The organism is Nonomuraea sp. NPDC050547, assembly GCF_044457345.1.
Classification (GTDB): domain Bacteria; phylum Actinomycetota; class Actinomycetes; order Streptosporangiales; family Streptosporangiaceae; genus Nonomuraea.
This window is the reverse complement of sequence record NZ_JBITGW010000015.1, coordinates 143,921-168,097: the sequence shown is the minus strand read 5'-3', so window position 1 is coordinate 168,097 and position 24,177 is coordinate 143,921. Positions and strand designations below refer to the sequence as shown.

Genomic DNA, 24,177 nt, shown 5'->3' with positions numbered 1-24,177 from the left:
ATTCTTGCCCCCGGCACCCGCGAAGATAAGGGGGTGATACGAAAGTTGTAGTCCCGGATGATTCCTCGGATACCCGGACTACAACCTCCCGGGAATCCATCTTGCCCGGCCCGCGAAACCCCGGCTAGCTTCGCCTCAAGTCGACCCAACGCGACGATAGGGAATGTCATGCCGGATTTCAAGCTGCTCGGGCCTGTAGAGGTGCGCGACGAATACGCTGGAATACTGGCACTGCGTGGCCCGAAGATTCGCCAGGCCATTTCCCTGTTGGCGCTCAACGCCGGCCGTACTGTCGGGTTCGATCAGTTCATCGATGAATTGTGGCCGGCCAGGACGCCGAAAGACGCGTTGAAGACCCTGCAGACCCACATCTATTACCTGCGCAGAATGCTCGGGCCCGCGGCGGGGCCTTTGGTCGTCACCAGGCCCGCCGGCTACGTGCTGCACGCCGACGCGGACCGCGTCGACGCCCTCGTCTTCCCCCGCCTGGTGGCGCGGGCAGGGGAGCAGGCCCGCGAGGGCAGGACCGCCGCCGCCGAACGGCTGCTGGAGCGGGCGCTCGGCCTCTGGAGCGGCTACACCGCCCTGGCCGACGTACCGCTCGGCTTCGTTCTCGGCCCGCCCGCGACCGCGCTCGACCAGCAGCGGCTGCGCGCCCAGGAGACCTCCATCGACCTGCGGATCACACTCGGCAGGCACACGGAGCTGATCGAGGAAGTGCGCGCGCTCGTCGCCGCGCATCCACTGAACGAGACCTTCCACTCCCAGCTCATAACCGCGCTCACGCGCGCCGGCCGGCGCACCGACGCCCGGCGCGCCTACGAGGGGCTGCGCATTCTCCTGGACGCCGAGCTGGGCGTGAAGCCCACGTTCGACCTCCCCGCTCTGCATTGAAAAGGCCTGCGAAAGGAAAACCGATGAAGGGTGTCGAGCGTTACGCCGGATTCACGCCCATCGACCTGGTCGACCGCACATGGCCCGGCAATCGAATTCGGACCGCGCCGCGCTGGCTGTCGACGGATCTGCGCGACGGCAACCAGTCCCTCGCCAATCCGATGACCCCCGAGCGCAAGCTCATGATGTTCGAGCTTCTGGTGGATATGGGATTCACGGAGATCGAGGTCGGTTTTCCCGTGGCCAGCCGGAGCGACCACGACTTCGTGCGCATGCTCATCGAGCAGGACCGCATTCCCGACGACGTCCGCATCACCGTGCTCACCCAGGCGCGCGAGGAGCTCATCGAGCAGACGATCGACTGCCTCAAGGGCGCGAACCGCGCGATGATCCACATCTACAACGCCACCTCCCCGGTCTTCCGCGAGGTCGTCTTCGGCATGGACCGCGACGGCTGCAAGGAGATGGCCGTGCGGGCCACCCGCGTGATGATGGACGGCGCCGAACGCCTGCTGCGCGGCACCGACGTGGCCTTCCAGTACTCCCCCGAGCTGTTCAACGAGACCGAACTGGACTTCTCCCTGGAGGTCTGCGAGGCGGTCATGGACGTCTGGCAGCCCGGCGAGGGACGCGGGATCATCCTGAACTTCCCGACCACGGTCGAGCGCTCGCTGCCCAACGTCTTCGCCGACCAGATCGAGTGGCTCGGCCGCAACCTGTCCAGGCGCGAGCACGTGTGCCTGTCCGTCCACCCGCACAACGACCGCGGCACCGGCGTGGCCTCGGCCGAACTCGCCCTGCTCGCGGGGGCCGAGCGGGTCGAAGGCTGCCTGTTCGGCAACGGCGAGCGGGCCGGCAACGTCTGCCTCGTGACGCTCGGCATGAACATGTACTCCCACGGCGTCGACCCCGGGCTCGACTTCTCCGACATCAGCGCGATCCGGCGCACCGTCGAGATCTGCAACGAGGTTCCCGTCCACCCGCGCCACCCCTACGGCGGCGACCTCGTCTACACCGCCTTCTCCGGCTCACACCAGGACGCCATCAAGAAGGGCTTCGACGAGCTGGAACGGCAGGCGCTCGCGCGTGACCTGCCCGCCGGTGAGCTGCCGTGGCGGGTGCCGTACCTGCCGGTGGACCCCAAGGACGTGGGCCGCACCTACGAGGCGGTCGTGCGCGTGAACAGCCAGTCGGGCAAGGGCGGCGTCGCCTACGTAATGAGCGCGTGGCACGGCATGAACCTGCCGCGCGGCCTGCAGAGCGACCTGGCCGCGAAGGTGCAGGCGCACGCGGACACGATGGGCGGCGAGCTGTCGCCGAGCCTGATCGGCACGTTGTTCGTGCAGGAGTACCTGTACCACGGGGACGCCTCCGAGGCGGTCGGCTGGCACACGCCCATCACCGCGTCGCTGTACGTGGACGGGGCCTTCGACCGCTGCGGCCCGCGGGCCGACACGTTCCGCACGCTCGGCGCGCTCCTCGGTCCCTGGGGCATCCAGGTGCGCGTCGTCCACCGTACGGGCCGATCCCTCGACCACGAGGAGCTCGAACCCCACCAGCGGCTGCTCGGCGGCTGCTCGCGAGAAGAGACCGTGATCTACGCGGAGTGCGCGCTCGGCGACGAGGTGGCCTGGGGCGTCGGCATCGACGCCGACATCGCCACCGCCGCCTTCCTGGCCGTTCGGGCCGCCGGGACGCGCCTGGTCCGCGAGACCCACACCAGCCGTGCCGTGAGCGTCGCCGCGGTGGGGCACTAGGAACGGGGAGAAGCGATGTCACTGGCCACTCTGCGCGCGCTGCTGGACGAAACGGTGTCCGGCAAAGGGCGCATCGCGATGGTCACCGGGGCCGTCGCCACCGGCAAGAGCAAGCTCCTGTACGGCTTCGCCGAAGGCGTCTTCGAGCAGGGCGCGCTCCCGCTGACCGCGACCGGCTCCCGGGCCGAGTCCGAGGTCCCGCTGGGCGTTCTCTCCCAGCTCATCCACAGCGCACCGCTGACGGAGGAGCAGCAGGAGACCACGCTCGGCCTGATGCGCGAGGACGCCCGCGCGAAGCTCGGCATGGACCCGCGCTCGGAGGCCATCGAGCACATGGACGTCCAGGTCGTGGACGCGCTGGCCAGGGTTCTGCTGGACCTGTCCGAGCGCTGCCCGCTGGTGATCATGGTGGACGACGTCCACTACGCCGACCGGGGCTCCCAGCTGTGCCTGTCCTATCTGGCGCGCCGGGTCAGGTTCGCCAAGATCATGCTGGTCCTCAGCGCCGCCGACCACAGCCCGCACCTGCAGAGCCTCTTCCACACCGAGGTCCTGCGCCAGCCCCACTGCCGCCCGGTGCGCCTGTCGCACCTGTCGGCGGAGGGCGTGGCGGAGCGGGTGGCCGAGCGCGCCGGCGCCGAGGCGGCCGAGCTGCACGCGGCCACCTGCCACGAGCTCAGCGGCGGCAACCGGCTGCTGGCCGACGCGCTGCTGGAGGACCTCCAGGACACCGGCGCCCCCGCCACCCGCTACGGCGACGCCGTCCTGACCTGCCTGCACCGGGCCGACCTGCGCATGCTGGTGACGGCCAGGGGCCTGGCGGTGCTGGGCGAGCCGGAGCGCCTGGGCAGGCTGCTCGGCGAGAGCGAGCCGGCCACCGCCAAGGCGCTGATGGCCCTGGACGGCGTCGGCCTGCTCGACGAGGGCCGCTTCCGCCACGAGACGGCCAGGTCGGCCGTGCTGGGCGAACTCGACCCCGGCGAGCGCGTCGGCCTGCACCGCCAGGCGGCCGAGCTCACCTACGACGAGGGCGCGCCGGTGGCCGTCGTGGCCGAGCACCTGCTGAAGGCCGGGCACGCGGAGGAGCCGTGGGCGCTGTCGGTGCTGGAGGAGGCGGCCTCGCACGCGCTGCGCGACGACGGCGTGGAGATCGCGATCGAGTACCTGAAGCTCGCCTCGCGCGCCTGCGACGACCAGCGGCGGCGGGCCAGGATCGCGACCATGCTGGTGCGCGCCAAGTGGCGCATCGACCCCAGTACGCCGACCGGCCAGCTGGCCGAGCTCACCGACGCCCTGCACAAGGGCAACCTGGGCGGCTCCGACGCGGTGGTGCTGGCCAAGGCACTGCTGTGGCACGGCCACGCCGGCGACGCCAAGGAGGTGCTCGGCCACCTCGCCGAGCCCGACCGGCTCGATCAGGAGGCGGTGGCGGAGGTGGCCGCCGCCCGGCCGTGGTTCCGCGGCACCTACCCCTCGTTCCTGCGGCATCTGCCCGGCCTGACCCGTGAGCAGGCGGGCAGCGCCGCCTCGTCGCTGCGGGTGGGCCGCCGGATGGAGTCGGCGGAGGCGCTGGCCGGAGTGCTGGCCGAGGGCCCGAAGGAGGAGACGATCGCCACGGCCGAGCAGATCCTGCGCGGCTCGCACCTGGACGAGATGTCCATGGACACGGTCGAGAGCGCCCTGCTGACGCTCACCTACACCGACCGTTCCGGCAAGGCCGCGCCCTGGTGCGACGCCTTCATCGAGGAGGCGGCGGCCCGCCGCGCCCCGAGCAGGCAGGCCCGGCTGTCGGCCATCCGCGCCGAGATCGCGCTGCGCAGAGGAGATCTGGCCGCGGCCGCCGAGGACGCCACCCGGGCGCTGGAGATCATCCCGGCCGGCAGCTGGGGCGTGGCCGTCGGCAGCCCGCTCGGGACCCTGCTGCTGGCCGGCTCCGCCATGGGCCGCCTGGACGAGTGCCTGTCGCGCTTCGACGAGCCCGTTCCCGACGCGATGCTGGAGACGCGCTACGGCCTGCAGTACCTCTACGGCAGGGGCCGCTTCAACCTCGCGGCCGACCAGCCCAGGCAGGCACTGCGCGACTTCATGCACTGCGGCGAGCTGATCCGCAAGTGGGAGATGGACGTGCCCGGGTTCCTGCCCTGGCGGGTGGACGCGGCCGAGGCGCTGATCCAGCTCGGCCAGACCGAGGAGGCCCGCCGGCTCATCGACGACCAGCTGACCCGCTGCCGCGGCCGGTCGAACCGGGTCCACGGCATCGCGCTGCGGGTGCTGGCCTCGGTGAGCGAGCCGCGTACCCGGCCGATGCTGCTGCGCCAGTCGAGCGACCTGCTGCAGTCGTGCGGCGACCGGTACGAGCTGGCCAGAGCGCTGTTCGATCTCACCGAGGCCTACCACGCCAAGGGCGAGGCGCGCCGGGCCGGGATGCTCGGGCGGCGGGCCCGCGTCCTGGCCGAAGCCTGCCACGCCGCCCCGCTGAGCCGGGCCCTGTCGCGCGGGCGCAGGACCGACCCGGCGCCCGAGCCCGAGCACCACGGCGAGAGCCCGGTGCTCAGCGACGCCGAACTGCGGGTGGCGACGCTGGCCGCGGAGGGTTTCACCAACCGCGAGATCTCCGGGAAGCTGTTCATCACGGTCAGCACCGTGGAGCAGCACCTCACGAGGATCTTCCGCAAGCTCAGCGTCACCCGCCGCACCGATCTGCCGACGAGCCTGGCCCGTGAGCACACCTGATCGGGTCTCACTCCGCGATGGCGGTGTGCATGACCCAGCGCAGAACCGGCAGGTCCTCGCCGTCGACGGAGGTGTTCTCGCCCTGGTGCCGGAAGTGCTCGTACCCGGCGCCCAGCGGCAGCTTGAACGTCTCCTCGACGGCGACGACCCGCTGGATCCGGCGGTCGGCGGGCAGGTGCGGCGGGCCGCCGAGCAGGATGACCTTGAACTGGGACATGACTGCCTCCTTTCAGAGGGGGATGTTGGAATGGCGCCCTCTCGACGACGGCGCCTCGGCGAGAGCCTCCGCCAGCCGCAGCCGGGTGGTCTCGGGGGCGATGACCTCGTCCACGGCGCCCATCGCCAGCGCCCGCTGCACGCCGCCGGACACCCGCTGGTGCTCCTCGGTCAGGCGGGCCAGCAGCTCCGGCCGCGCCTCCTCCGGCGCGGCGGCCAGGACCTTGCGGTGCAGGATGCCGACCGCGGCCTCGGCGCCCATGACGGCCACCTCGGAGCCCGGCCAGGCGAAGACCCGCGTGGCGCCGAGCGATCGGGAGTTCATGGCGATGTAGGCGCCGCCGTAGGACTTGCGGGTGATGAGCGTGATGCGGGGGACGACGGACTCGGCGAAGGCGTGCAGAAGCTTGGCGCCGCGCCGTACGACCCCGCCCCACTCCTGGTCCACGCCCGGCAGGTAGCCGGGCACGTCCACCAGGACGAGCAGCGGGACGCCGAGCGCGTCGCACATGCGCACGAAGCGGGAGGCCTTCTCGGCCGACAGGGAGTCGAGACAGCCGCCCTTGCGCAGCGGGTTGTTGGCCAGCACGCCGACCGTGCGCCCCCCGAGGCGGCCGAGGCCCGTGCACATGTTCCCCGCCCACTTGGGCTGCAGCTCCTCGAAGCCGTCGTCCACGATGGCGCGGACGAGCTTGCGGGCGTCGTACGCGCGGCGCGGCGAGTCGGGCAGCAGGGAGCCGAGATCCCTGGGCTCGCTCAGCTCGGTGAAGTCGAAGGCGCCGTGCCGGGTGAAGAACCCGGCCAGGCGGCGGGTCCTGCGGTAGGCCTCCTCCTCGTCGGTGACCGTGATGTGGGCGACGCCCGACTTGGGCCCGTGGGCGGCGGGACCGCCGAGCCCGGCCATGTCGATCTGCTCGCCGGTGACGGTCTTGACGATGTCGGGGCCGGTCACGAACAGGCGGGCGTCCTCCGTCATGACGATCACGTCGGTCAGCGCCGGGCCGTACGCGGCGGCGCCGGCGGCCGGGCCGAGCACGACGGAGATCTGCGGCACCACGCCCGAGGCCTTGGTCATGGCGGCGAACATGCGGCCGACGCCGTCCATCGACTCCACCCCGTCGGCCAGCCGGGCGCCCCCCGAGTGCCACAGACCGATCACAGGGGACCCCTGGAGCACCGCGACGTCGATCGCCTCGACGATGTGCTGGGCCCCGGCCGCGCCGAGCGCGCCGCCCTTGAGCGTGGCGTCGGTGCAGAAGGCCACCACGGGCGCCCCGTCCACCAGGCCGCGAACAGCGGTGACGCCGCTGCCGTCCTCCTCGTGAAGCGGGACGGCGGTGTCGGGGTCGAGCAGGCGGGAAAGGCGGACCGACGGCGCTCTCGTATCAGTGATTCGTTCTGACAGAACTGTCATCGCTGGAGATTTCCTGACGCTCGGCAGTGGTTAATGGCAAAAGTGCCAAGATCACAACGCCCTGCCAACCCTTATTGTCCGGTTACCGATGACAGCTTGTTGCCGCCCTTTCTGCGCGTTGACCGGAGTTCGTCATAGGCGCTTCCATATCGGGATCTTCACTTTTGGAGGACTGACGTGTCCCAATGGTCCTTACCTATCGTTTCCGCGCTTCTGGTCTCGCTGGCGGTTCCGCCGGGGGCCACCATCCATTCCCCGCAGACCGACCCTGCCGCCCTGGTCAACGTCTTCCACGGCACCAAGGAAGCGGCCCCCGACTTCGGGCACGGCGGTGGCGGAGGGATGACCTTTCCCGGCGCCGTCCTGCCGTTCGGCATGATGCAGTGGAGCCCTGACACCGTCAGAGAGGCCGGCGGCGGATACGCGTGGGAGGACAACCGCCTGCGCGGATTCTCCATGACGCACATATCCGGTCCCGGTTGCAACGGCGCCCAGGATTTCCCGATCATGCCGTTCTCCGGTGTCATCGGCCGCTCCCCGGCCACCAATGGCTGGGATTACGTCCAGACGTTCAAGCACGAGAATGAGAAAGGCCGGCCCGGCTCCTATTCGGCCACGCTCGACACTGGCGTGGGAGTGGAACTGGCCGCCACCAGCCGCGCCGGCGTCGGCCGCTTCAGCTTCCCGACCGGCAAGCCGGGCACCGTGCTGCTCAACACCAGCGGCTCCATCAACGGCGTCGACGACGGCGAGACCAGGGTCAGCGGCAACACCGTCGAAGGCTGGATCCAGACCGGCGGCTTCTGCGGCCCGCCTATGCGCTACAAGGTCTACTTCCATGCCACCTTCGACCGGCCCGTCACCGCGTACGGCACGTGGAAGAACGACACGGTCACCCCCGGCGCCGCCAGCGTCAAGAACAACGGCCCCGCCCGCGTCGCGAACGCCGAGACCGTCGGCGACGGCGACGTCGTCACGAGCGGTCCGGGATCCGGCGCCTACCTGCAGTTCGACCCCGGCCAGCCGGTCCAGATGCGCGTCGGCCTGTCCTACGTGAGCCTCGACGGCGCCAAGAAGAACCTCGCCGCCGAGGTCGGCGCGCAGAACCTCGACCAGATCAGCGACCAGGGCTTCGCCGCCTGGAACAAGCGGCTCGGCCAGATCCGGGTCACCGGCGGCGGCGAGGACCGTCAGCGCACCTTCTACAGCAACCTCTACCACGCGCTGCTGCAGCCCCACGTCGCCGACGACGTCGACGGCCAGTACCCCGGCTTCGACCACAAGCCCAAGCAGGTACGGCCGGGCCGCCACCACTACGCGCTCTTCTCCGGCTGGGACATCTACCGCAGCGAGGTCCAGCTGATCGCCCTGCTCGACCCGGTCGTCGGCGCCGACATCGCACAGTCGATGTACGACAACGCCCAGGCCGTCGGCAACGTCTGGGACCGCTGGTCCCACCAGATCGCGATCACCGGCGTCATGGTCGGCGACCCCTACCACTCCATCCTGGCCAGCATGTACGCCTTCGGCGCCCGCGACTTCGACGCCCAGAAGGCGGTCCAGGCGATGGCGGAGGCGGCCAGGAGGGTCGGCCCGCAGGACATCGGCAGCCCGCTGCTCGGCTACGACGAGCGCCCCGGCAACGCCGCCTACATGAGCCAGGGCTACGTGCCGATCGACCCCGCCACCACCCTGGAGTACACGGTCGCCGACTTCGGCATCGCGCAACTGGCCGCCCGGCTCGGGCAGACGCAGATCGCGCAGGAGTTCAACGCCAGGTCGCAGAACTGGCAGAACCTCTACAACCCGGCCAACGCCTGGATCCAGCCGAGGGCCAAGGACGGCTCGTTCGTCTCGCCGTTCGACCCGGCCAGCATGCAGCTGTACGTGGAGGGCAACGGGGCGCAATACCACTGGATGGTGCCGCACAACGTGCGCGGGCTGTTCAACGTCATGGGCGGCAACGCTCAGGTGGTGCCGCGCCTGGACGCCTTCTTCAAGAAGCTCAACGCCGGCCCGCACGAGCCGTTCGCCTACCTGGGCAACGAGCCTTCGCTGGCCACGCCGTGGCTCTACGCGTGGGCGGGCCGGCCGTACCGGACGCAGGAGCTCGTGCGCCGGGTGCAGCAGGACCTGTTCAAGTCGGGCCCCGACGGGCTGGTCGGCAACGACGACCTGGGCGCCATGGGCTCCTGGTACGTGTGGTCGGCGATGGGGCTCTTCCCCGCGATCCCCGGCCGGGCCGAGCTGATGGTCAACACGCCGCTGTTCGACAGCGTCACCGTCACCAGGCCGCAGGGCACGATCACGGTCAACGCGCCCGGCGCAGCCACCAACCCCTACGTGCAGACACTGCGGGTGAACGGCGCCGCCACCGGCAAGGCCTGGCTGCCCGAGTCGTTCGCGCAGCGCGGCGGGCGGCTGGACTTCACGCTCGGCACCCAGCCCAACACCCAGTTCGGCAGCGAGCCCTGGAACGCGCCCCCGAGCTTCGGCGACGGCGTCAAGACGTACCTGGCCGGGCTGAGTCCGGGCAGCGGTCCGGTCGAGCCGGGCGGCAGCTTCAGCAGCGAGCTGGCCGTGCAGTCGTCCGGGCGGGCGCAGACCGTCGCCTGGACGGCCAAGGCGCCGGCCGGGATCACCGTGACGCCGGCCTCGGGGACCCTGCGCGTCCCGGCGGGCGGCAAGGCCACGCAGAAGGTGGTCATCTCGGTGAGTCCCGGCATGGCCACCGGGTTCCAGGAGGTGGACTTTACGACAGGGGACATCGTGGCCGGTGAGGTGAGCGCGGGCGTGCGGCTCAACGTCGCCCAGCGCGGCACCGTGGCCTGGGCGCAGAACGGCGCCGGCGTCGGCGACCCGGACCATCCGGGCATCGCCAACCTCGACGGCTTCAACTTCAGCTACTCCAACGAGGGGCTGGCGGCCAACGGGTTCGTGCCCGGCAAGCCGTACAAGTGGAAGGAGTTCGAGTTCACCTGGCCCGACCGCAAGCCCGGCGAGTGGGACCATCTTCGGGTGGGCAACGGGCCGGTCGAGGTGAAGGCGCCGGCCGGGGCCTCGAAGGTCGCGTTCCTGGGCTCGGCCACGTTCGGCTACCCCGAGGTGGACGTCACGATCACCTACACCGATGGCACCACGGGCACCGGCAAGCTGGGCTTCAGCGACTGGATCCTGAACTTCAGCAGCGCCCAGCCGCGACACGGCAACGAGATCGTGGCCACGCTCCCCAACCGGTTGTTCGGCGGTTCGTGGGCCTTCCAGCCGATCCCGTCGTATCTGTTCGCCGCCCAGCCGATCGCGCTGGACCCGTCGAAGCAGGTGCGCAGCCTGACCTTCGGACCCGTTCCCGAAGGCGCCATGCACTTGTTCACCTGGGCGTTCGCCTAGGTGGCTAGGAGGGGGCGGCGTCCAGGTAGACCCAGGCGCCGCCCTCTCTGACGAACCTGCTCACCTCATGCGTGTAGCCCGCCGTGCCCGCCTGGGTGAAGTGGGCGCGGAACTCCACGGTCCCCTCGGTGTGGATCGCGCTGCCCGCCGTGGCCGCGACGATCTCCAGGCGGTCCCAGCGCAGCCCGCGCTCGATCTCCACCCGGCCGGGCCGGGTACGCGGGTGCCAGGAGCGCAGCAGGTAGGCGGAGTCGCCGACGGCGAAGGCGCTGTAGCGCGAGCGCATGAGCTGCTCGGCGGTCACCGCCCGCGCCTGGCCGCGATGCAGCTTCCCGCAGCACTCGGCGTAGAGGGCGGGCAGCCCGCAGGGACAGGGACGCTTGGCCATGGGCCCATCGTGTCAGGTGTAGATGACCGCCAGGAACCTGACCAGGATCTCCTCCCGCTTGGCCGCGGGCAGCGCGTCCAGGATCGTGTTGACCACGGCCATCCCCGGCTGGCCGCCGCCCCCGAGATCCACCCCGACCGCCGCCGCCAGGTCGCCGAACTCCCGGTCGCCGAGCGCGTCGAGATCCAGCTCAGCCACCATCTCGACCAGGCCGTCCGGCACCTGCGCCGGTCCGCGTTCCCTGGCCGCCTCCGCCGACTCCGCGATCACCTGAAGCATCGCGTCCACGCCCTTGAGCGTGGCGCCGGTGACCGTGATGTGCAGGTTGGCGGGGATTCCGGCGTACGACAGCTGCGGCTGGATGAACCACCCGCGCGCCCGCGCCTCGTCGGCCAGCACGAAGACGTCGATCTCGCTTGAGGTGAACGCGATCAGCGACCCGGTCGGATCCCCGAGCACCCGCAACCCCGCGATCGCCGCCAGCCCCTCACGCAGCCGCCGCGCCGCCTCCAGCGTGTCCCGCCCCAGCTCCCGGTACCCGTCGTGACCCAGCATCCGCAGCGTCGCCCACGCGCCGCCGAGCGGCCCCGCCGACTTCGAGCTCTGCACGGTCGCGTTGATCACCGTGTAACCCGGCCAGGCCGCCGAGGCGAAGTACGCCTTCCTGCGCATCGCCGGATCGGCGAACAGCACCACCGAGGCGCCCTTGGGCGCGTAGCCGAACTTGTGCAGGTCGCACGAGATCGACGTCACCCCCGGCACCGACAGGTCGAACGGCGGCACCTCCGCCCCCGCCTCCCGCAGCCACGGCAGCAGCCACCCGCCCACGCACGCGTCCACGTGACACGGCACCCCCGCCGCGGCCGCGACCGCGGCGACCTCCGCCACCGGATCGACCACACCCTGCGGATACGACGGCGCCGACGCCACCACCAGCACCGTGTCCCCGTCGATCCTCTCCCGTACGGCCGCCGCCGCCACCTTGAACGTCTCCAGATCCACCGGCACCGCCCTGACCTCCACGCCCAGGTAGTGCGCCGCCTTGTGGAAGGCCGGATGCGCCGTCACCGGCACCACCATGTTCGGCCTGCCCCGTCCCGCCGCGTCCCGCGCCGCCTTGACCGCCAGCATGATCGACTCGGTGCCGCCGCTGGTGAAGATCCCGTGCCCGCCGCCGAGCACCGCCGCCACCTCGCCGACGACCTGCTTCTCCATCTCCGCCACGCTGGGGAAGGCGGTCGGGTCGAGAGTGTTGACCTCCAGCATCTCGAAGTAGGCGCGGGCCGCGGCATCGTGCACCTCCGGCCGGCCCGTGTCGTAGACGTAGGCGGTCACCTGGCCGCCGCGTACCGGCAGGTCGTGCCGCTTCAGCGCGGCGATCTCGGCCAGCAACTCCTCGGCGGTCCTCACGCGGTCTCCTTCTGGGCTTCTGCACGGGGTACGGCGAGCTGGCCGTACCAGCTGATGAGGGGAAGGCTGAGCAGCATGAGCGCGGCCGGGAGCGCGGTGAAGCCGAGCAGCATGCCGGTGAGCGCCGGCTCGGTCTGCACGGCGGCCTGTGTGGCGGCTTGTGTGGCAGCGGCCGAGGTGAAGCCCGACAGGGCGAGCACCGCGGCGAACAGGCCGGGCCCGAGTGCCAGCCCCGCCGTCTCCCCCGCCGTCCACAGGCCGGTGAACGCGCCCGCCTGCGCCTGGCCGGTGCGGGCGGTGTCGGCGTGGACGGTGTCGGGCAGGAGCGAGAGCGGCAGCAGTTGCAGCGCGGCGTAGCAGACCCCGGCCAGGGCGGTCAGGGCCAGGGTGACGGCCAGCGAGCGCGCGGCGATCGCCGGGACCATGCCGAGCGCGGCCAGCCCGAAACCCAGCGTGGCGGCGACGTAGCAGCGCACATGGCCGTAGGCGCGGGCCAGCCGGGACCAGGCGGGCACCGCCAGCAGGCTCGGCCCGACCAGGCAGACGAACATCAGCGACGTCAGGCTGTAGTCGCCCAGCCGGTGCGCGGCCACGTACGGGGCGCCGGCCAGCATCACCGCGACCCCGAGAGCCTGCGTCACGAAGGCGGCCAGCAGCGCGAAGAACGGCCGGTTCCCCCGCGCCATGCGGAACGCGGCGACCGGGCCGAGCTGGTGCTTTCCCGGACTCGACGTGACCCAGCGGGTGCCCAGAGTGGCCCCGACCAGGGCCGCCGCCATGACCGCGCCGACCGCGACCCCCATGACCGCGTACCCGGCCCTGCCGCCGCCCGCCAGATCCACCACCGCGGGGGCCAGCCCGCCCGCCACCAGGATGCCCGCCGTCAGGCAGACCACCCGCCACGACATGATCCTGGTCCGGCCGCGCTGGTCCCCGGCCATCTCGGCGGGCAGCGCGACATACGGCACCTGGAAGCACGCGAACGCCGTGGCGGCCAGCAGGAACGCTCCTCCGGCCCAGGCCACGGCGAACCCCGTGCCACCGGCCGGTACCGCGAACATCAGGGCGAAGGCCACCGGCAGCGCGACCGCGCCGGCCAGCAGCAGCCTGGTCCTGCGGCCGGTGCGTACGGCCTCACGGTCGCTGGCGGCGCCGACCAGGGGGTTGAGCAGGACGTCCCAGATCTTGGGCGCGACCAGCACGGCGCCCGCGATGGCGGCCGGGACGGCGAGGACGTCGGTGAGGTAGTAGAGCAGCAGGAGGCCGGGCACCGCCGAGAACACCCCGGTCCCGACGGACCCGACCCCATAACCGAACAACCTGCCCCGGCCGAGCCCTTGCTGGGTGCCGTCGGTTTGTGGCTTTTGTGGGCCGTTGCTGGGCGGCGGGGTCACGGCAGGATGCCGGGGAGGGCGAGGGTGCGGTGGACGGTCTGGTGCAGGTGGGTGCGGAAGCGGCGGGACGCGGCCCGGTCGCCCGCGCCCCTGCGGTTGCCGTCGGCGTCCAGGATCCCGCCCTTGGCGAACCCGTGCACGCACCAGATGACCGACCACATGGCCATCTCGACGTCCACGCCCCGGTCGATCACCCCGGCGGTGACGGCGGGTTCCAGGGCACGGGTGACGGCGTCGACGAGCGGGCGTACGTACTGGCGTTCCAGGTCGGTGAGGTCGCTCGCGTCGGACAGCCAGCGGTGCATCCACAGCGCGGGCACCTCGGGGTGCTCAAGGCAGAAGTCGAGGTAGTCGTCGACGAGGCGGTGGATCGCTTCGACCGGATCGGCCCCGGACAACCGGGCCAATGACGCTTCCAGCGTGGCCCGCTCGGCGGTGTGGGCGCGTTCCATGACGGTGAGGTAGAGCTCGCGCTTGCCGCCCACGTGGTAGTTGACGGTGGCGATGTTGAGCCCGGCCGCGTCGGCGATCTGGCGGGTGGAGGTGCCGTCGTAGCCGAGCGCCGCGAACAGCTGCGTGGCCACCTTGACGATGTTCTCCTGGGGATGCACCCAGTCACCATATTCCGGACATTTCCCTCAGTCAATCACTTGATGGAGACGGAACCACCACACCCCCAAGCCCGCCGTGGCCGGAGCCATGGCGGGCGTTGGGGTGGCTACCGTTGCTGGTCGGTGAGGGTGTCGAGGGCTTGCGAGAGCCGTTCCATGGCCGCCAGGCAGGCGGGCCAGTCGTCGCCCACCGCGTCGGCGATCCGTTCGGCCATCTTCTGGTGGTCCGGGCCGATCCGTTCCACGGCGGAGAAGCCCTCGGGGGTGGGCCGGAGGAGCTTCGCCCGGCGGTGTGCCGGGTTGGGCAGGTACTCGGCCAGCCCCTTCTCCACCAGCAGGTCCGCTATCCGCTGCACGCTCTGCCGGGTGATCCCCATGACGCGGGCGATGCCCGCCACCGGCAGCGGCTCGCGCAGCACCGCGCCCAGCACCTGCCACCAGGCGGCGGTGAGCCCGGCCGGGCGGGCCAGTTCCTCGGCGATCGCGAGGAACTGGCCGTTGAGCCGGAACGAGGTGATCGCGCTCCCGGACAGCAGATCCGCCTCTTCGCTCACGACTGCCCGGCGGCCTCGAGCACCGCGAAGGCCGAGGCGTCACTGTTCTTGAACAGCCGGAACCACGCGTCCAGCACCTCGGGCTCGTAGACGCCGAGCCGGGCGAAGATCTCGCGGGCGAACGCCTCGGGCTCGGTCGCACCCGCCGTGATGACGGTGTCCGCGGTTACGGCGTCGGCCTCGACGTAGAGCTCCGCGCCCTTGTATCCGGGCACCGTCATCGTCAGGAACTCCAGCACGTTGCTGGTGTGCGCGCGCTCGTCGAGCAGCCCCTGCCTCGCGAGCCCCACCGTCGCGCCGCAGATCCCCGCGACCGGGACGCCCGCCGCCACGAACTCCTTGGCCTTGCGCCCGAACGCGTCAAGTTCCCCGCTCACCCACGTGTCGGCGCCGGGCAGGATCAGCAGCTCGCTGTCCTGGGGAGAGAGCTGGTCGAGCGTGATGTCGGGCACGATCCGCATGCCGCCGGAGGTGACGACCGGGTCGAGGGTCTCGCCGACCGTGACGATCTCGAACCCGCCGGGCTCGCGGTGCCAGGCACCGTTGCGGAGGTGGGCGGTGGCGTGCCCGGTCTCCCAGTCGGCGAGGGTGTCGTACACGGCGTGGTGAACTGTTTTCGTCATGACAGTATTCTGTCATGACGACAGCATGCTGTCAACTCTCGAAATGGTCCATCTCCCCACAAGCTCCCGCCTCCCGAGACCTCCGCCCTCCGGGACAGGACCGCGCTTTCTAACCCCGGACCCCGTGCCCCCGAGCCTCGATCCCTGCGCTCCCTGCGCCTTCGGACCCCGCGCCCTCAAGCTCCGCTGTCCGGGGGCCCACAGCTCCATGTCTCTGCGGCGTCCTGCCCCGGGGTCGGGGTGCCCTTCGAGGTCCAGGGAGCCGGGCGGCGAGGAGGTACGAGGTTGGGGTCTTCGGCGGATGCGGGCGGCGAGGGGCGCGGGTCCCAGCGGGCTGGAGGCGGGCGGGGAGTGGGTGGGGGGCGTGCGAGGATGGCCCCTATGGCAGAGATCGTCGGCGGAGGCATTCCGGTCAACGACGCCGAGCGAAGGGTGATCGCCCACCTACGCGACCACGCCCCCCACGATTGGCTCCTGCTGCACAACGTCGAGGTCCCCCGGGGCGACGATCTGTTCGAGGTGGACCTGATCGTCCTCACGCCCCACTCCCTCGTGGTGGTGGACGTCAAAGGCACGCGGGGCCGTATCGAGGTCTCGGGCGGACGGTGGTTCCCGCAGCGCGGCGGCGCGGTCGGCTCGCCGGTCACCAAGCTCAGAGGCACGGCAAGGGCGCTCAAGGGCCTGCTGGTCGACGCCCACCGCAGGCTGGAGCGCGTCTACGTCGACAGCCTCGTGGTCCTGACCTCGCCCGACGCCGAACTGCACGACCCGTCCGGCCGCGACGCCGTCAACGTGGCCGACCTCGACGCCCTGATCTCCACGCTGGCCGACGTGACGCGGGTGCGCCGCGGCGGCAGCCCCGACGTACGCCTCTATGTGACCGCGATCCTGGACGCCCTCCACCAGTCCGTACGGCGCAGCACCGCCCCACCCAGGTTCGGCAACTGGGAGGTGGAGGAACAACTGGGCGGCGACGCCAAGGTGACCGAGTACCGGGCCTTCAACGCCACCCTCCCCGGCAGCGAGACCGTCCTGCTCCGCGTCTACCAGGCCGACCCCCTGGCCGACCAGCCGAGCCGGGTCGCCGAACGCCAGCGCATAGCCAACGCCTACCAGTCGTTGACCCGCATCCCGCCCCACCCGAACGTGGTCCGTTCCCGCGACTTCTTCGCCATCGACGACGAGAGCCGCTTCGTGCTGGTCCTGGACGACGTGCACGGCCAGGCCCTGCACGTACGGCAGAGCGCCCGCCTGACCGTCGTCCAGGACATGCTGCGCGGCCTGGCCCACGCCCATGCCAACGGCGTCATCCACCGCGCCCTCACCCCGGCCAGCGTGCTGGTGACGGACGAGGGTCACGCGGTGCTGACGGGCTTCGACTACGCCAAGCCGGGCGCCCGCAACTTCACCGTCGCCCACGAACTCGGCAACGTCCTCGACATGCACTACGTGGCGCCGGAGTGCCAGGAGGGCCCGGACCGCATGACCCCGGCCTCGGACGTGTACGCCGCGGGGGTGATCGCCTACCAGCTCCTGACCGGCGGCCTGCCGGAGGACACGGACGCCAAGGACGTCCCCGAGGTCGTGGCCAGGATGCTCGACGACGCTCCGGCCAAGCGGCCCACCGCCGCGGACAGCCTGGCGTCCCTGGAAGGCATTCGTCAGGAATCCCGTCTCAGGCGCCTCTTCCGCCGCGTACTGTCTTGATCATGGATGTTTCACTGCGTCCTGTGCGCGAAGACGACCTACCCTTCCTCAATCACCTGACCAACGACCTAGAGGGCTCGGGGGCCCACCAGTGGTACGGCTGGCACGACCCGCACCACCACCGCCGGCGCTGGGAGGAGAACGGCTTCCTCAACGACGAGGGCGGTTATCTGATCATCACGAGAGACGACGACCGGCTCGGCTTCGTGTCGTGGCACAAGAAGATGACCAGCAGGGTCTCCTTCTGCTACGAGATGGGACTCATCGTCGCTCCCGGGTCCCGCGGCCGGGGTTACGGCACGCTCGCCCAGCGGCTGCTGGTCGGATACCTGTTCGACCACTCGACGGTGAACAGGATCCAGGCCGCCACCGAGCTGTCCAACCTGGCCGAGCAGCGGGCGCTGGAGAAGGCCGGGTTCACGAGGGAGGGCGTCCTTCGAGGTATCGGCTTCCGGGCCGGCCAGTGGCAGGACGGTGTTCTGTACAGCATTCTGCGCGCCGACCTCAACTAGAGGCTGCGGCGCAGCGTGCTCGCGTGCTCCAGGTAGTCGTTGGCGAGATGGGTGCGTCCGGCCGAGCGGTGCAGTTCACCGAGCATCTCGGTGGTCTGCGCCTCGCCGCTGCGGTCGCCGAGTTCCTGGAAGACCTCCAGGGAACGTTCGAGACCGGCGGAGGCCGGCGCCCACTCGCCGCGTGCCACCTGGAGCCCGGCGAGGCTCTGCCTGGCGTAGGCGCCGCAGTGCCGGTCGCCGAGCGATTCGAAGATGTCGAGGGCGTGCCGGTGGAAGGAGACGGCCTGCTGGAGCCGGCCGATCTGCAGGCTCACGCAGCCTTCCCGGTGGGAGTCGCCGAGTTCCTGGGCCAGCCGCATGGCCTGCTTGAGCCACTTGCCCGCCTGGGCCAGGTCGCCGTTCCTGAGGCAGAGGCGGCCGATGGCCTGGCGGACGAAGGCCTCGCCGTTCTGGTCGCCGGCGGCCAGGAACATGGCGAGCGCCCGCCGGTAGTGGCCGAGCGCCTTGGCCACGTCGCCCCGGAACTGCCGCACGGCGCCGAGGCCGCACAACGTGGTGGCCTCGGCCCTGGTGTCGCCGAGTTCGCGGAAGATGCGGCGGGCGCGGCTGAACTGGCCGGCCGACTCCTCGTATCTGTCCTGGTAGAGGCTGACCTGGGCCAGGCCTCTGAGCATGGCGGCCTCGCCGTACCTGTCGCCTGAGGAGCGTGCGGCGGCGAGTGCGAGCGCGTGCGTGCGGGACCAGGCGTCGAAGTGGCAGTGCAGGTCGAAGTAGGGGACCATCGCGGCGGCCAGCCCCCACGCCGACGCCGCGAGACCGGCCTCGGCGGCCACGCGCACGGCGCCGACCAGGGTGTCGTGCTCGGCCTCGAACCAGCCGGTGGGGTCGGCGGTCAGCCGGTCGAGCGTGCGGGCGGGCAGTTGCCAGCGCGGCGCCCGGTCGGAGGTGAGGCTGAAGACGACGGTGGGCAGGCGGGTCATGGCGTGCTCGGTGGTGGCCGTCCATGCCGCGAGCACGCGGCCGAGGGCTGCTGGGTCGGCGTGCCGTTCGAGCGCGTGGGCGCCGATGAGGCCGGGCACCACGTAGCGCGGCTGGCCCACGGGGTCGGTGCCGACGAGCCTGAGCAGGTTGGCGTCGACGAGCAGGTCGGTCACGTCGTCGGCGCGCGGGCGGTCGAGCACGGCGCCGACCACCCAGCCGGGCTGCGCCTGGCCGCCGAGCAGGCCGAGCGTGCCGAGCGTGCGCGCCGCCTCGTCGGGCAGCGCCGCGTAGCTACGGTCGAGGCTGGCGCGTACTTCCTTGAGCTCGCCGAGCAGGTCCTCTTCGAGCCTTTCCTTCAGTACGGCCAGCGACCACCCGGGCCGGGCGGCCAGCCGGGCCCCCGCGCTGCGCACGGCCAGTGGCAGCCCGCCGCAGGCGGCCACGATCGCGCGGGCGGACCGCGGTTCCCTGGCCACCCGGTCGCCGCCGGCGATCCGGCCGAGCAGGCGCAGCGCGTCGGCGGGCGGCAGCTCGCCCAGGTCGAGCTGGAGGGCGCCGGGCAGCTCGGTGATCTTCCTGCGGCTGGTGACGATCACCGCGCAGCCGTTGCCGGGCAGCAGCGGCCGGATCTGGTCCGCGCCGTCGGCGTCGTCGAGCAGGATGAGCATCGGCCGTTCGGACAGCACCGTGCGCAGCAGCGCCGACCGCTCGTGCGCCGTGGGCGGCGGCGTGTCCACCCCCAGCGCCCGCAGCGCCTCGGCGAGCAGTTCGGCGGGTTCCCTTCCGGCCAGGTCCAGGTAGAGCTGCCCGGCGGGGTAGCGTTCCCGCAGCGCGTGCCCGGCATGTACGGCCAGCGCCGTCTTGCCCGCCCCCGGCGGCCCCGACACGATCGCCACCTCGAACGGCTCCGCCAGGGTCGCGAGCGGCTCGGCCCGCCCGGTGAAGTCCGGCACGTCGGGCGGCAGTTGCCTGGGCACGACCGGCGTGCCCTCGTCGGCGAGGATCGTCTCGTAGGCCCGGCGCAGGTCGGCCCCGGGTTCGACGCCGAGTTCGTCGACGAGCTGGGCCCGGATGAGGCCGTACGCCTTGAGCGCCTCGGCCTTCCTGCCGCCGCGGTGCAGGGTCAGCAGGAGTTGCTGCCACAGGTCCTCGCGGTAGGGGTGCTCGGCGATCAGGCTTCTCAGCAGGGCGATGGCGCCGGGCTGGTCGCCGCTTTCCAGGTGGTGGGCGATCAGGTTCTCGGCGGCGCGCAGCCGTACCTCCAGGAGGGGTTCGAGGCGGCGGTCCCAGAGCGGGCTGCCGGGCAGGTCGGCCAGCGGCGCGCCGCGCCAGAGCGCGAGCGCGCCGGCGTAGTCGCCGCGGGTCACCAGGTCCTCGAACACGAGCAGGTCGAGCGCGCCGCCGGGCACGTCGATGGCGTAGCCGCTGCCGTCGCCGCGCAGGTGGCCGCCGCCGAGGTCGGTGCGTAAGGAGCTGACGTAGGTACGGATGTTGGCCTGGGCCGAGCGCGGCGGCCGCTCCGGCCAGAGGATCTCGACGAGTTGGTCGGCGCCCACCACGTGTCCGGCGTTCAGCAGGAGGGTGGCGAGCAGCATGCGGGGCTTCTTGCCGGAGACCCGCACGGGGTCGCCGGCGGACCTGACTTCCAACGGTCCGAGCACATGAAAAGTGACCGACATGACCGCATCCGCTCCTTTATGGAGACCTGACAGCCCTTTGTATCTGTTCTGGACGTTTCTTGTGCGGCTTATGCACACCCTGGTCTCAGAGATCCCAGAACCCCCCGAGAGGATCACCATGAAGCTCAGAGGAGCAGTGGTCGCAGGCGTCACCCTCTTACTCAGCCTCGGCGCGATGCTGACCACAGGGTCAGTCGCGTCGGCCGACCCAGAGCCGTTCTCCGCGGAAGCGGAGATCCTTGCCACCAACTTCCAGCTGCCGTTCCCCTGTGGACAGAGCTGGACGGGCAACTCCAGCGCCAGCAGCGCGCACCAGTCGTGGGAGATCGATTTCAACCGCGGTGGCAGCGCTGACGCCGACCTCGGCGACCCCGTGGTCGCCGCCGCGTCGGGCACCGTGGTGATCTCGGCGCACCAGGGCTCCACCAACGGTTACGGCAACCTGGTCAAGATCGACCATGGGAGCGGCTGGACCACCTACTACGCCCACCTGAACGTCCGCTCGGTCAGCGCCGGCCAGGCCGTCTCCCAGGGCCAGCAGATCGGCACGGTGGGCAAGACCAGCAAGCCGGGCAACAACATCAGCGCCCACCTGCACTACGAGGTACGGCAGGGCGAAGGCTACCCGGGCAACATCCGCAAGGCCGTCTTCAACGGCACCACCTTCGGCTACCCGGTCCAGACGCTGACCTCCAGGAACTGCGGCGGGTCCAGCAACCCGTACACCCCCGAGCAGGTCTGCGGCGCCGGCTACGGCGTCGTCGACTCGGCGGCCCTCGGCACCAGCGGCACCGTCTACCTGCTCTACAACAACTCCAACGGCTACAACTGCGTGGTCACGCTGAAGAAGACCTCGCTCGGGACCGCCTCCCCGGTCGCGGCCTACCTGGAAGTCCAAGGAAGCGCCCGGATAACGGATTCGGGCAACTTCAGCTACTACGCGGGCCCGGTCAGGGCAGCGGCCCCCGGCAAGTGCGTCAAGTGGGGCGGCAAGGCCGGAACAGCCGTGTACGACTCTCCCTTCGAGCACTGTGGATCATGAAACTGAGAATCCTCTTGCTGGCCGGACTTCTCGTGATGTCCGGCCAGCAGGCCGCAACGGCCTCCGCTGAATCCAGCCCGCTCGCCGACGCCTTCGACAAGGCGGCCAGCGGCTACGACGTCCCGCGCGACCTCCTCGCCGCGCTGGCCTACGCAGAAACCCACCTCGACGGCCACCGGGGCGAGCCGAGCGCCAGCGGCGGATACGGCCTGATGCACCTGGTTCCGAAGGCCCTTGAGGAGGCGGCCAAGCTCACCTCCACCCCGGCCGACCAGCTCAGGACCGACGACGCGGCGAACGTGCTCGGCGGCGCCGCCGTACTGCGGGCCAAGGCCGACGCGCTCGGCATGGACGCGAGCGCGCGCAAGGACCCGGCGCGGTGGTACGCGGCGATCGGCGCGTACGGCGGCGCGAAGAGCACCGCCACCATCTACGCCGACGCCGTCTACGAGGCGCTGTCCAGCGGCTTCGAGGCCAAGGGCGTGCGCGTCAAGCCGCAGGCCGTGCAGCCGGAGCGCGGCGAGGACTACACGCCGTTCGCCGCCGCGGCGGTCGACTACCCCGGCGCGCTGTGGTCGGCGGCCAGCTCCTCCAACTACACGGTCGCCAGCCGCCCGTCCAGCGCGGCGATCAACAAGATCGTCATCCACGTCGCGCAGGGCTCCTACGCCGGGACGATCTCCTGGTTCAAGAACCCGGCCGCCAAGGTCTCCTCCCACTACGTGGTCCGCTCGTCCGACGGGCAGATCACGCAGATGGTGCGCGAGAAGGACATCGCCTGGCACGTCAAGGGCGCGAACACCAACAGCGTCGGCATCGAGCACGAGGGCTACATCAGCGACGCCTCGTGGTTCACCGACCAGATGTACCGCGCGTCGGCGGCGCTGACCCGCAACATCGCCGACCGCTACGGCATCCCGAAGACCCGCTCGAACATCGTGGGCCACGTCGAGGTGCCCGGCAACGACCACACCGACCCGGGCCCGAACTGGGACTGGAACAAGTACATGAGCTACGTGACCGGCGGCAGCGGCAACCCGCACACGCCCGAGTCGGTCTGCGGCAGCGGCTACAAGATCATCGACTCGCAGGCGCTCGGCAGCGCCGGCACGGTCTACCTGCTCTACAACCCGACCAACGGCAACAACTGCGTGGTCACGATCAAGCACACGTCGCTGGGCACGGCCACCGCGACCAGCGCCTTCCTTGAAGTCCAGGGCAGCCCGAGGACCACCGACTCCGGCAGCTTCTCCTACTACGCCGGACCGGTCAGAGCTGCCGCACCGGACAAGTGCGTCAAGTGGGGAGGCTCCGCGGGCAGCTCCACCTACACGAGCCCGTTCGAACACTGCGGCTAGAAACCTCCTGAGGGAGCGCGGCGCCTCGCCGCGCTCCCCTTCTATGTGCCGGCCACGGATCTGGCCCACGTGTAGTCGGGCTGGCCGGCCGGACTCCGGTGGATCTCGCTGACCAGCCGCAACGCCCCCGGCACCGCGTGCGCGGCCAGCCTCCCCTCGCAGTGCGCGGCCAGGTCCTCCAGCGACAGCGCCGCGACGGGCGCCACGACCGCCGTCACCCGCTGCCCGGGACCGCCGACCACCACCGCGTCATACACCGCCGGATGCGTCCGCACCACCGCCTCCACCTCCTCGGCGCGCACCTTCCCTCCGCCGGTGCGGATCACGTTGGCCGCGCGGCCGAGCAGGGTGACGCTCCCGTCGTCCTCGACCCTGGCCAGGTCGCCCGGCACCGCCCACCTGCGGCCCTGGGCGTCGCGCGGGAAGTCCGCGCCGTTCCAGTAGCCGCGCGCGACCCGCCCGGTCCTGCCCAGCACCCCCTCCTCACCGGGCGCGGCGGGCTCAAGACCATCAGCCAGTACGGCCGCGCCGTCCGCCAGCCCGAACCCCGCGCCCATCGCCTGGCAGGCCAGCCCGGACTCGGCGGCCCCCAGCGCGTCCACGATCGCCGCGAGACCGGGAACCGCCGCCCGCAACCCCGCCTTGGTCCGCCCCGACATGGCCGCCGCGCCCGTCACCACCGCCATGAGCCCGGCCAGTTCCCCCGGCCGCACCGCCGCCAGCAGCGGCCTGGCCATCGCGTCACCGGTCAGCACCATGACCTGGGCTCGCTCCGCCTCGGCCAGCCGGACGACCGCGCGGGGGTCGAAGCCGTGCCCGGTCCACAGGATGAGCGTGCCGCCCGTGGTGTGACAGGTCCAGCCGAGCCACTGCCCGGCGGCCTGGGCGAGCGGCGCGCAGACCAGCATCCGCAGCCCGGCCCCGGCAGCGGCGTTCTCGGCGACCTGCTCCGGCGAGGCGACCGGCTCACTCACGAACGATCCCATCGCGGCGAAGAACACGTCCTCCTGCCGCCAGAGCACACCCTTCGGGCGGCCGGTCGTGCCGGAGGTGTAGATCAGGTAGCGATCGTCGCCGGAGCGCTCCTGGGGTTCCGGCAGAGTGCGGGGAAGGGCCACCGCCCGCTCGTACGGCCGGCCGTACGCGATCGTGTTCGTGAACCACGGCACCCGCCGCAGCAGACCCGCCTCGCCCACCAGAGCGGCGCACCCGGAGTCGCGCAGCACGTGGGTGAGGTCGTCCTCGCGGCAGCGGTGGTCGAGGTTCACCGGCACCGCGCGCAGCTTGAAGCAGGCCAGTTCGCTCTCCTTCCACTCGGCCCGGTTACGCGCGAGGATGCCGACCCTGTCACCCCGCCCGACCCGCATCCCGCTGAGGTGGCAGGCGAACCTGGTGGCGCGTTCGTCCAGCTCGCGGTAGGTGAGGCGGCGCTCGCCCGCGACCAGCGCCGTACGGCCGGGCACCGCCCGCGCCACGCTCTCGAACAGGTCGGCCAGGTTGAAGGTGCGGCTCAC

The 24,177-nt window shown here is 71.3% G+C and carries 18 protein-coding genes; 8 read left to right on the top strand and 10 right to left on the bottom strand.

Going from position 1 to position 24,177, the window contains the following annotated elements:
• Positions 1-57: 57 nt before the first annotated feature.
• From ACIBHY_RS34060 to ACIBHY_RS34050, 3 genes are read left to right on the top strand one after another with little or no spacing between them, the layout of a single operon-like run.
• A complete protein-coding gene (locus tag ACIBHY_RS34060) occupies positions 58-894 on the top strand; it encodes a BTAD domain-containing putative transcriptional regulator (RefSeq protein ID WP_397308840.1) in 837 nt (278 codons plus the stop codon).
• 23 nt (positions 895-917) lie between these two features.
• Positions 918-2,651 carry a 2-isopropylmalate synthase gene (locus tag ACIBHY_RS34055; RefSeq protein ID WP_397308839.1) on the top strand — a complete coding sequence of 578 codons (1,734 nt, stop codon included), beginning with the start codon at positions 918-920 and terminating at the stop codon, positions 2,649-2,651.
• A gap of 15 nt (positions 2,652-2,666) precedes the next feature.
• Entirely contained in the window at positions 2,667-5,384 is a 2,718-nt protein-coding gene (locus ACIBHY_RS34050; protein WP_397252712.1) for an AAA family ATPase, read from the top strand.
• Positions 5,385-5,391: 7 nt separating this feature from the next.
• On the opposite strand, the gene ACIBHY_RS34045 is transcribed toward ACIBHY_RS34050, so the two are convergent.
• Both ACIBHY_RS34045 and ACIBHY_RS34040 read right to left on the bottom strand, forming a co-directional pair.
• Positions 5,392-5,601, bottom strand: a complete 210-nt coding sequence (locus ACIBHY_RS34045) for a DUF5988 family protein (RefSeq protein ID WP_379611873.1) — start codon at positions 5,599-5,601, stop codon at positions 5,392-5,394.
• A 12-nt stretch (positions 5,602-5,613) separates the two neighbouring features.
• A complete protein-coding gene (locus ACIBHY_RS34040; RefSeq protein WP_397308838.1) occupies positions 5,614-7,014 on the bottom strand; it encodes an acyl-CoA carboxylase subunit beta in 1,401 nt (466 codons plus the stop codon).
• A 177-nt stretch (positions 7,015-7,191) separates the two neighbouring features.
• Between ACIBHY_RS34040 and ACIBHY_RS34035 the strand changes: the two genes are divergently transcribed.
• Entirely contained in the window at positions 7,192-10,404 is a 3,213-nt protein-coding gene (locus ACIBHY_RS34035; RefSeq protein WP_397308837.1) for a GH92 family glycosyl hydrolase, read from the top strand.
• A 4-nt stretch (positions 10,405-10,408) separates the two neighbouring features.
• Here ACIBHY_RS34035 and ACIBHY_RS34030 read toward each other — a convergent pair whose 3' ends face one another.
• The 6 genes from ACIBHY_RS34030 to ACIBHY_RS34005 form a co-directional block, all read right to left on the bottom strand.
• Positions 10,409-10,792: a YchJ family protein gene (locus ACIBHY_RS34030; RefSeq protein ID WP_397252715.1), complete on the bottom strand. Its 384-nt coding sequence runs from the start codon at positions 10,790-10,792 to the stop codon at positions 10,409-10,411.
• 12 nt (positions 10,793-10,804) lie between these two features.
• The gene (locus ACIBHY_RS34025; protein WP_397308836.1) at positions 10,805-12,202 is read right to left on the bottom strand and encodes a pyridoxal phosphate-dependent decarboxylase family protein; all 1,398 of its coding nucleotides are present in this window, start codon (positions 12,200-12,202) and stop codon (positions 10,805-10,807) included.
• On the bottom strand, positions 12,199-13,473 hold the full coding sequence (locus ACIBHY_RS34020; RefSeq protein WP_397308835.1) for an MFS transporter: 1,275 nt from the start codon (positions 13,471-13,473) through the stop codon (positions 12,199-12,201). The genes ACIBHY_RS34025 and ACIBHY_RS34020 overlap by 4 nt, the downstream gene beginning before the upstream one ends.
• A gap of 119 nt (positions 13,474-13,592) precedes the next feature.
• Positions 13,593-14,207, bottom strand: a complete 615-nt coding sequence (locus ACIBHY_RS34015; RefSeq protein ID WP_397308834.1) for a TetR/AcrR family transcriptional regulator — start codon at positions 14,205-14,207, stop codon at positions 13,593-13,595.
• Positions 14,208-14,314: 107 nt separating this feature from the next.
• Positions 14,315-14,761, bottom strand: coding sequence for a MarR family winged helix-turn-helix transcriptional regulator (locus ACIBHY_RS34010; RefSeq protein ID WP_397308833.1), 447 nt, complete (start codon positions 14,759-14,761; stop codon positions 14,315-14,317).
• A complete protein-coding gene (locus ACIBHY_RS34005; protein WP_397308832.1) occupies positions 14,758-15,384 on the bottom strand; it encodes a type 1 glutamine amidotransferase family protein in 627 nt (208 codons plus the stop codon). Before ACIBHY_RS34005 ends, ACIBHY_RS34010 begins: the two co-directional genes overlap by 4 nt.
• Positions 15,385-15,765: 381 nt before the next feature.
• On the opposite strand from ACIBHY_RS34005, the gene ACIBHY_RS34000 reads away from it, so the two are divergent.
• Both ACIBHY_RS34000 and ACIBHY_RS33995 read left to right on the top strand, forming a co-directional pair.
• Positions 15,766-17,091 (top strand): NERD domain-containing protein kinase family protein, encoded by a 1,326-nt coding sequence (locus tag ACIBHY_RS34000; RefSeq protein WP_397308831.1) that lies wholly within the window; start codon positions 15,766-15,768, stop codon positions 17,089-17,091.
• Positions 17,092-17,093: 2 nt separating this feature from the next.
• On the top strand, positions 17,094-17,603 hold the full coding sequence (locus tag ACIBHY_RS33995) for a GNAT family N-acetyltransferase (RefSeq protein WP_397308830.1): 510 nt from the start codon (positions 17,094-17,096) through the stop codon (positions 17,601-17,603).
• On the opposite strand, the gene ACIBHY_RS33990 is transcribed toward ACIBHY_RS33995, so the two are convergent.
• A complete protein-coding gene (locus tag ACIBHY_RS33990; protein ID WP_397308829.1) occupies positions 17,600-20,233 on the bottom strand; it encodes a tetratricopeptide repeat protein in 2,634 nt (877 codons plus the stop codon). The two genes, ACIBHY_RS33995 and ACIBHY_RS33990, sit on opposite strands and share 4 nt — an antisense overlap.
• A gap of 148 nt (positions 20,234-20,381) precedes the next feature.
• Between ACIBHY_RS33990 and ACIBHY_RS33985 the strand changes: the two genes are divergently transcribed.
• A complete protein-coding gene (locus ACIBHY_RS33985) occupies positions 20,382-21,305 on the top strand; it encodes a M23 family metallopeptidase (RefSeq protein ID WP_397308828.1) in 924 nt (307 codons plus the stop codon).
• Complete coding sequence (locus tag ACIBHY_RS33980; protein WP_397252726.1) at positions 21,302-22,663, top strand: N-acetylmuramoyl-L-alanine amidase; 1,362 nt, start codon at positions 21,302-21,304, stop codon at positions 22,661-22,663. The genes ACIBHY_RS33985 and ACIBHY_RS33980 overlap by 4 nt, the downstream gene beginning before the upstream one ends.
• A 41-nt stretch (positions 22,664-22,704) precedes the next feature.
• Here ACIBHY_RS33980 and ACIBHY_RS33975 read toward each other — a convergent pair whose 3' ends face one another.
• Positions 22,705-24,177, bottom strand: coding sequence for an AMP-binding protein (locus tag ACIBHY_RS33975; RefSeq protein WP_397252727.1), 1,473 nt, complete (start codon positions 24,175-24,177; stop codon positions 22,705-22,707).

Excerpts from the sequence above, each read along its gene's own strand:
- ACIBHY_RS34060 (WP_397308840.1), top strand. The coding sequence starts at position 58 with ATGATTCCTCGGATACCCGGACTACAACCTCCCGGGAATCCATCTTGC.
- ACIBHY_RS34055 (WP_397308839.1), top strand. The coding sequence starts at position 918 with ATGAAGGGTGTCGAGCGTTACGCCGGATTCACGCCCATCGACCTGGTC.
- ACIBHY_RS34050 (WP_397252712.1), top strand. The coding sequence starts at position 2,667 with ATGTCACTGGCCACTCTGCGCGCGCTGCTGGACGAAACGGTGTCCGGC.
- ACIBHY_RS34045 (WP_379611873.1), bottom strand. The coding sequence starts at position 5,601 with ATGTCCCAGTTCAAGGTCATCCTGCTCGGCGGCCCGCCGCACCTGCCC.
- ACIBHY_RS34040 (WP_397308838.1), bottom strand. The coding sequence starts at position 7,014 with ATGACAGTTCTGTCAGAACGAATCACTGATACGAGAGCGCCGTCGGTC.
- ACIBHY_RS34030 (WP_397252715.1), bottom strand. The coding sequence starts at position 10,792 with ATGGCCAAGCGTCCCTGTCCCTGCGGGCTGCCCGCCCTCTACGCCGAG.
- ACIBHY_RS34005 (WP_397308832.1), bottom strand. The coding sequence starts at position 15,384 with ATGACGAAAACAGTTCACCACGCCGTGTACGACACCCTCGCCGACTGG.
- ACIBHY_RS34000 (WP_397308831.1), top strand. The coding sequence starts at position 15,766 with ATGGCAGAGATCGTCGGCGGAGGCATTCCGGTCAACGACGCCGAGCGA.
- ACIBHY_RS33995 (WP_397308830.1), top strand. The coding sequence starts at position 17,094 with ATGGATGTTTCACTGCGTCCTGTGCGCGAAGACGACCTACCCTTCCTC.
- ACIBHY_RS33985 (WP_397308828.1), top strand. The coding sequence starts at position 20,382 with ATGAAGCTCAGAGGAGCAGTGGTCGCAGGCGTCACCCTCTTACTCAGC.
- ACIBHY_RS33980 (WP_397252726.1), top strand. The coding sequence starts at position 21,302 with ATGAAACTGAGAATCCTCTTGCTGGCCGGACTTCTCGTGATGTCCGGC.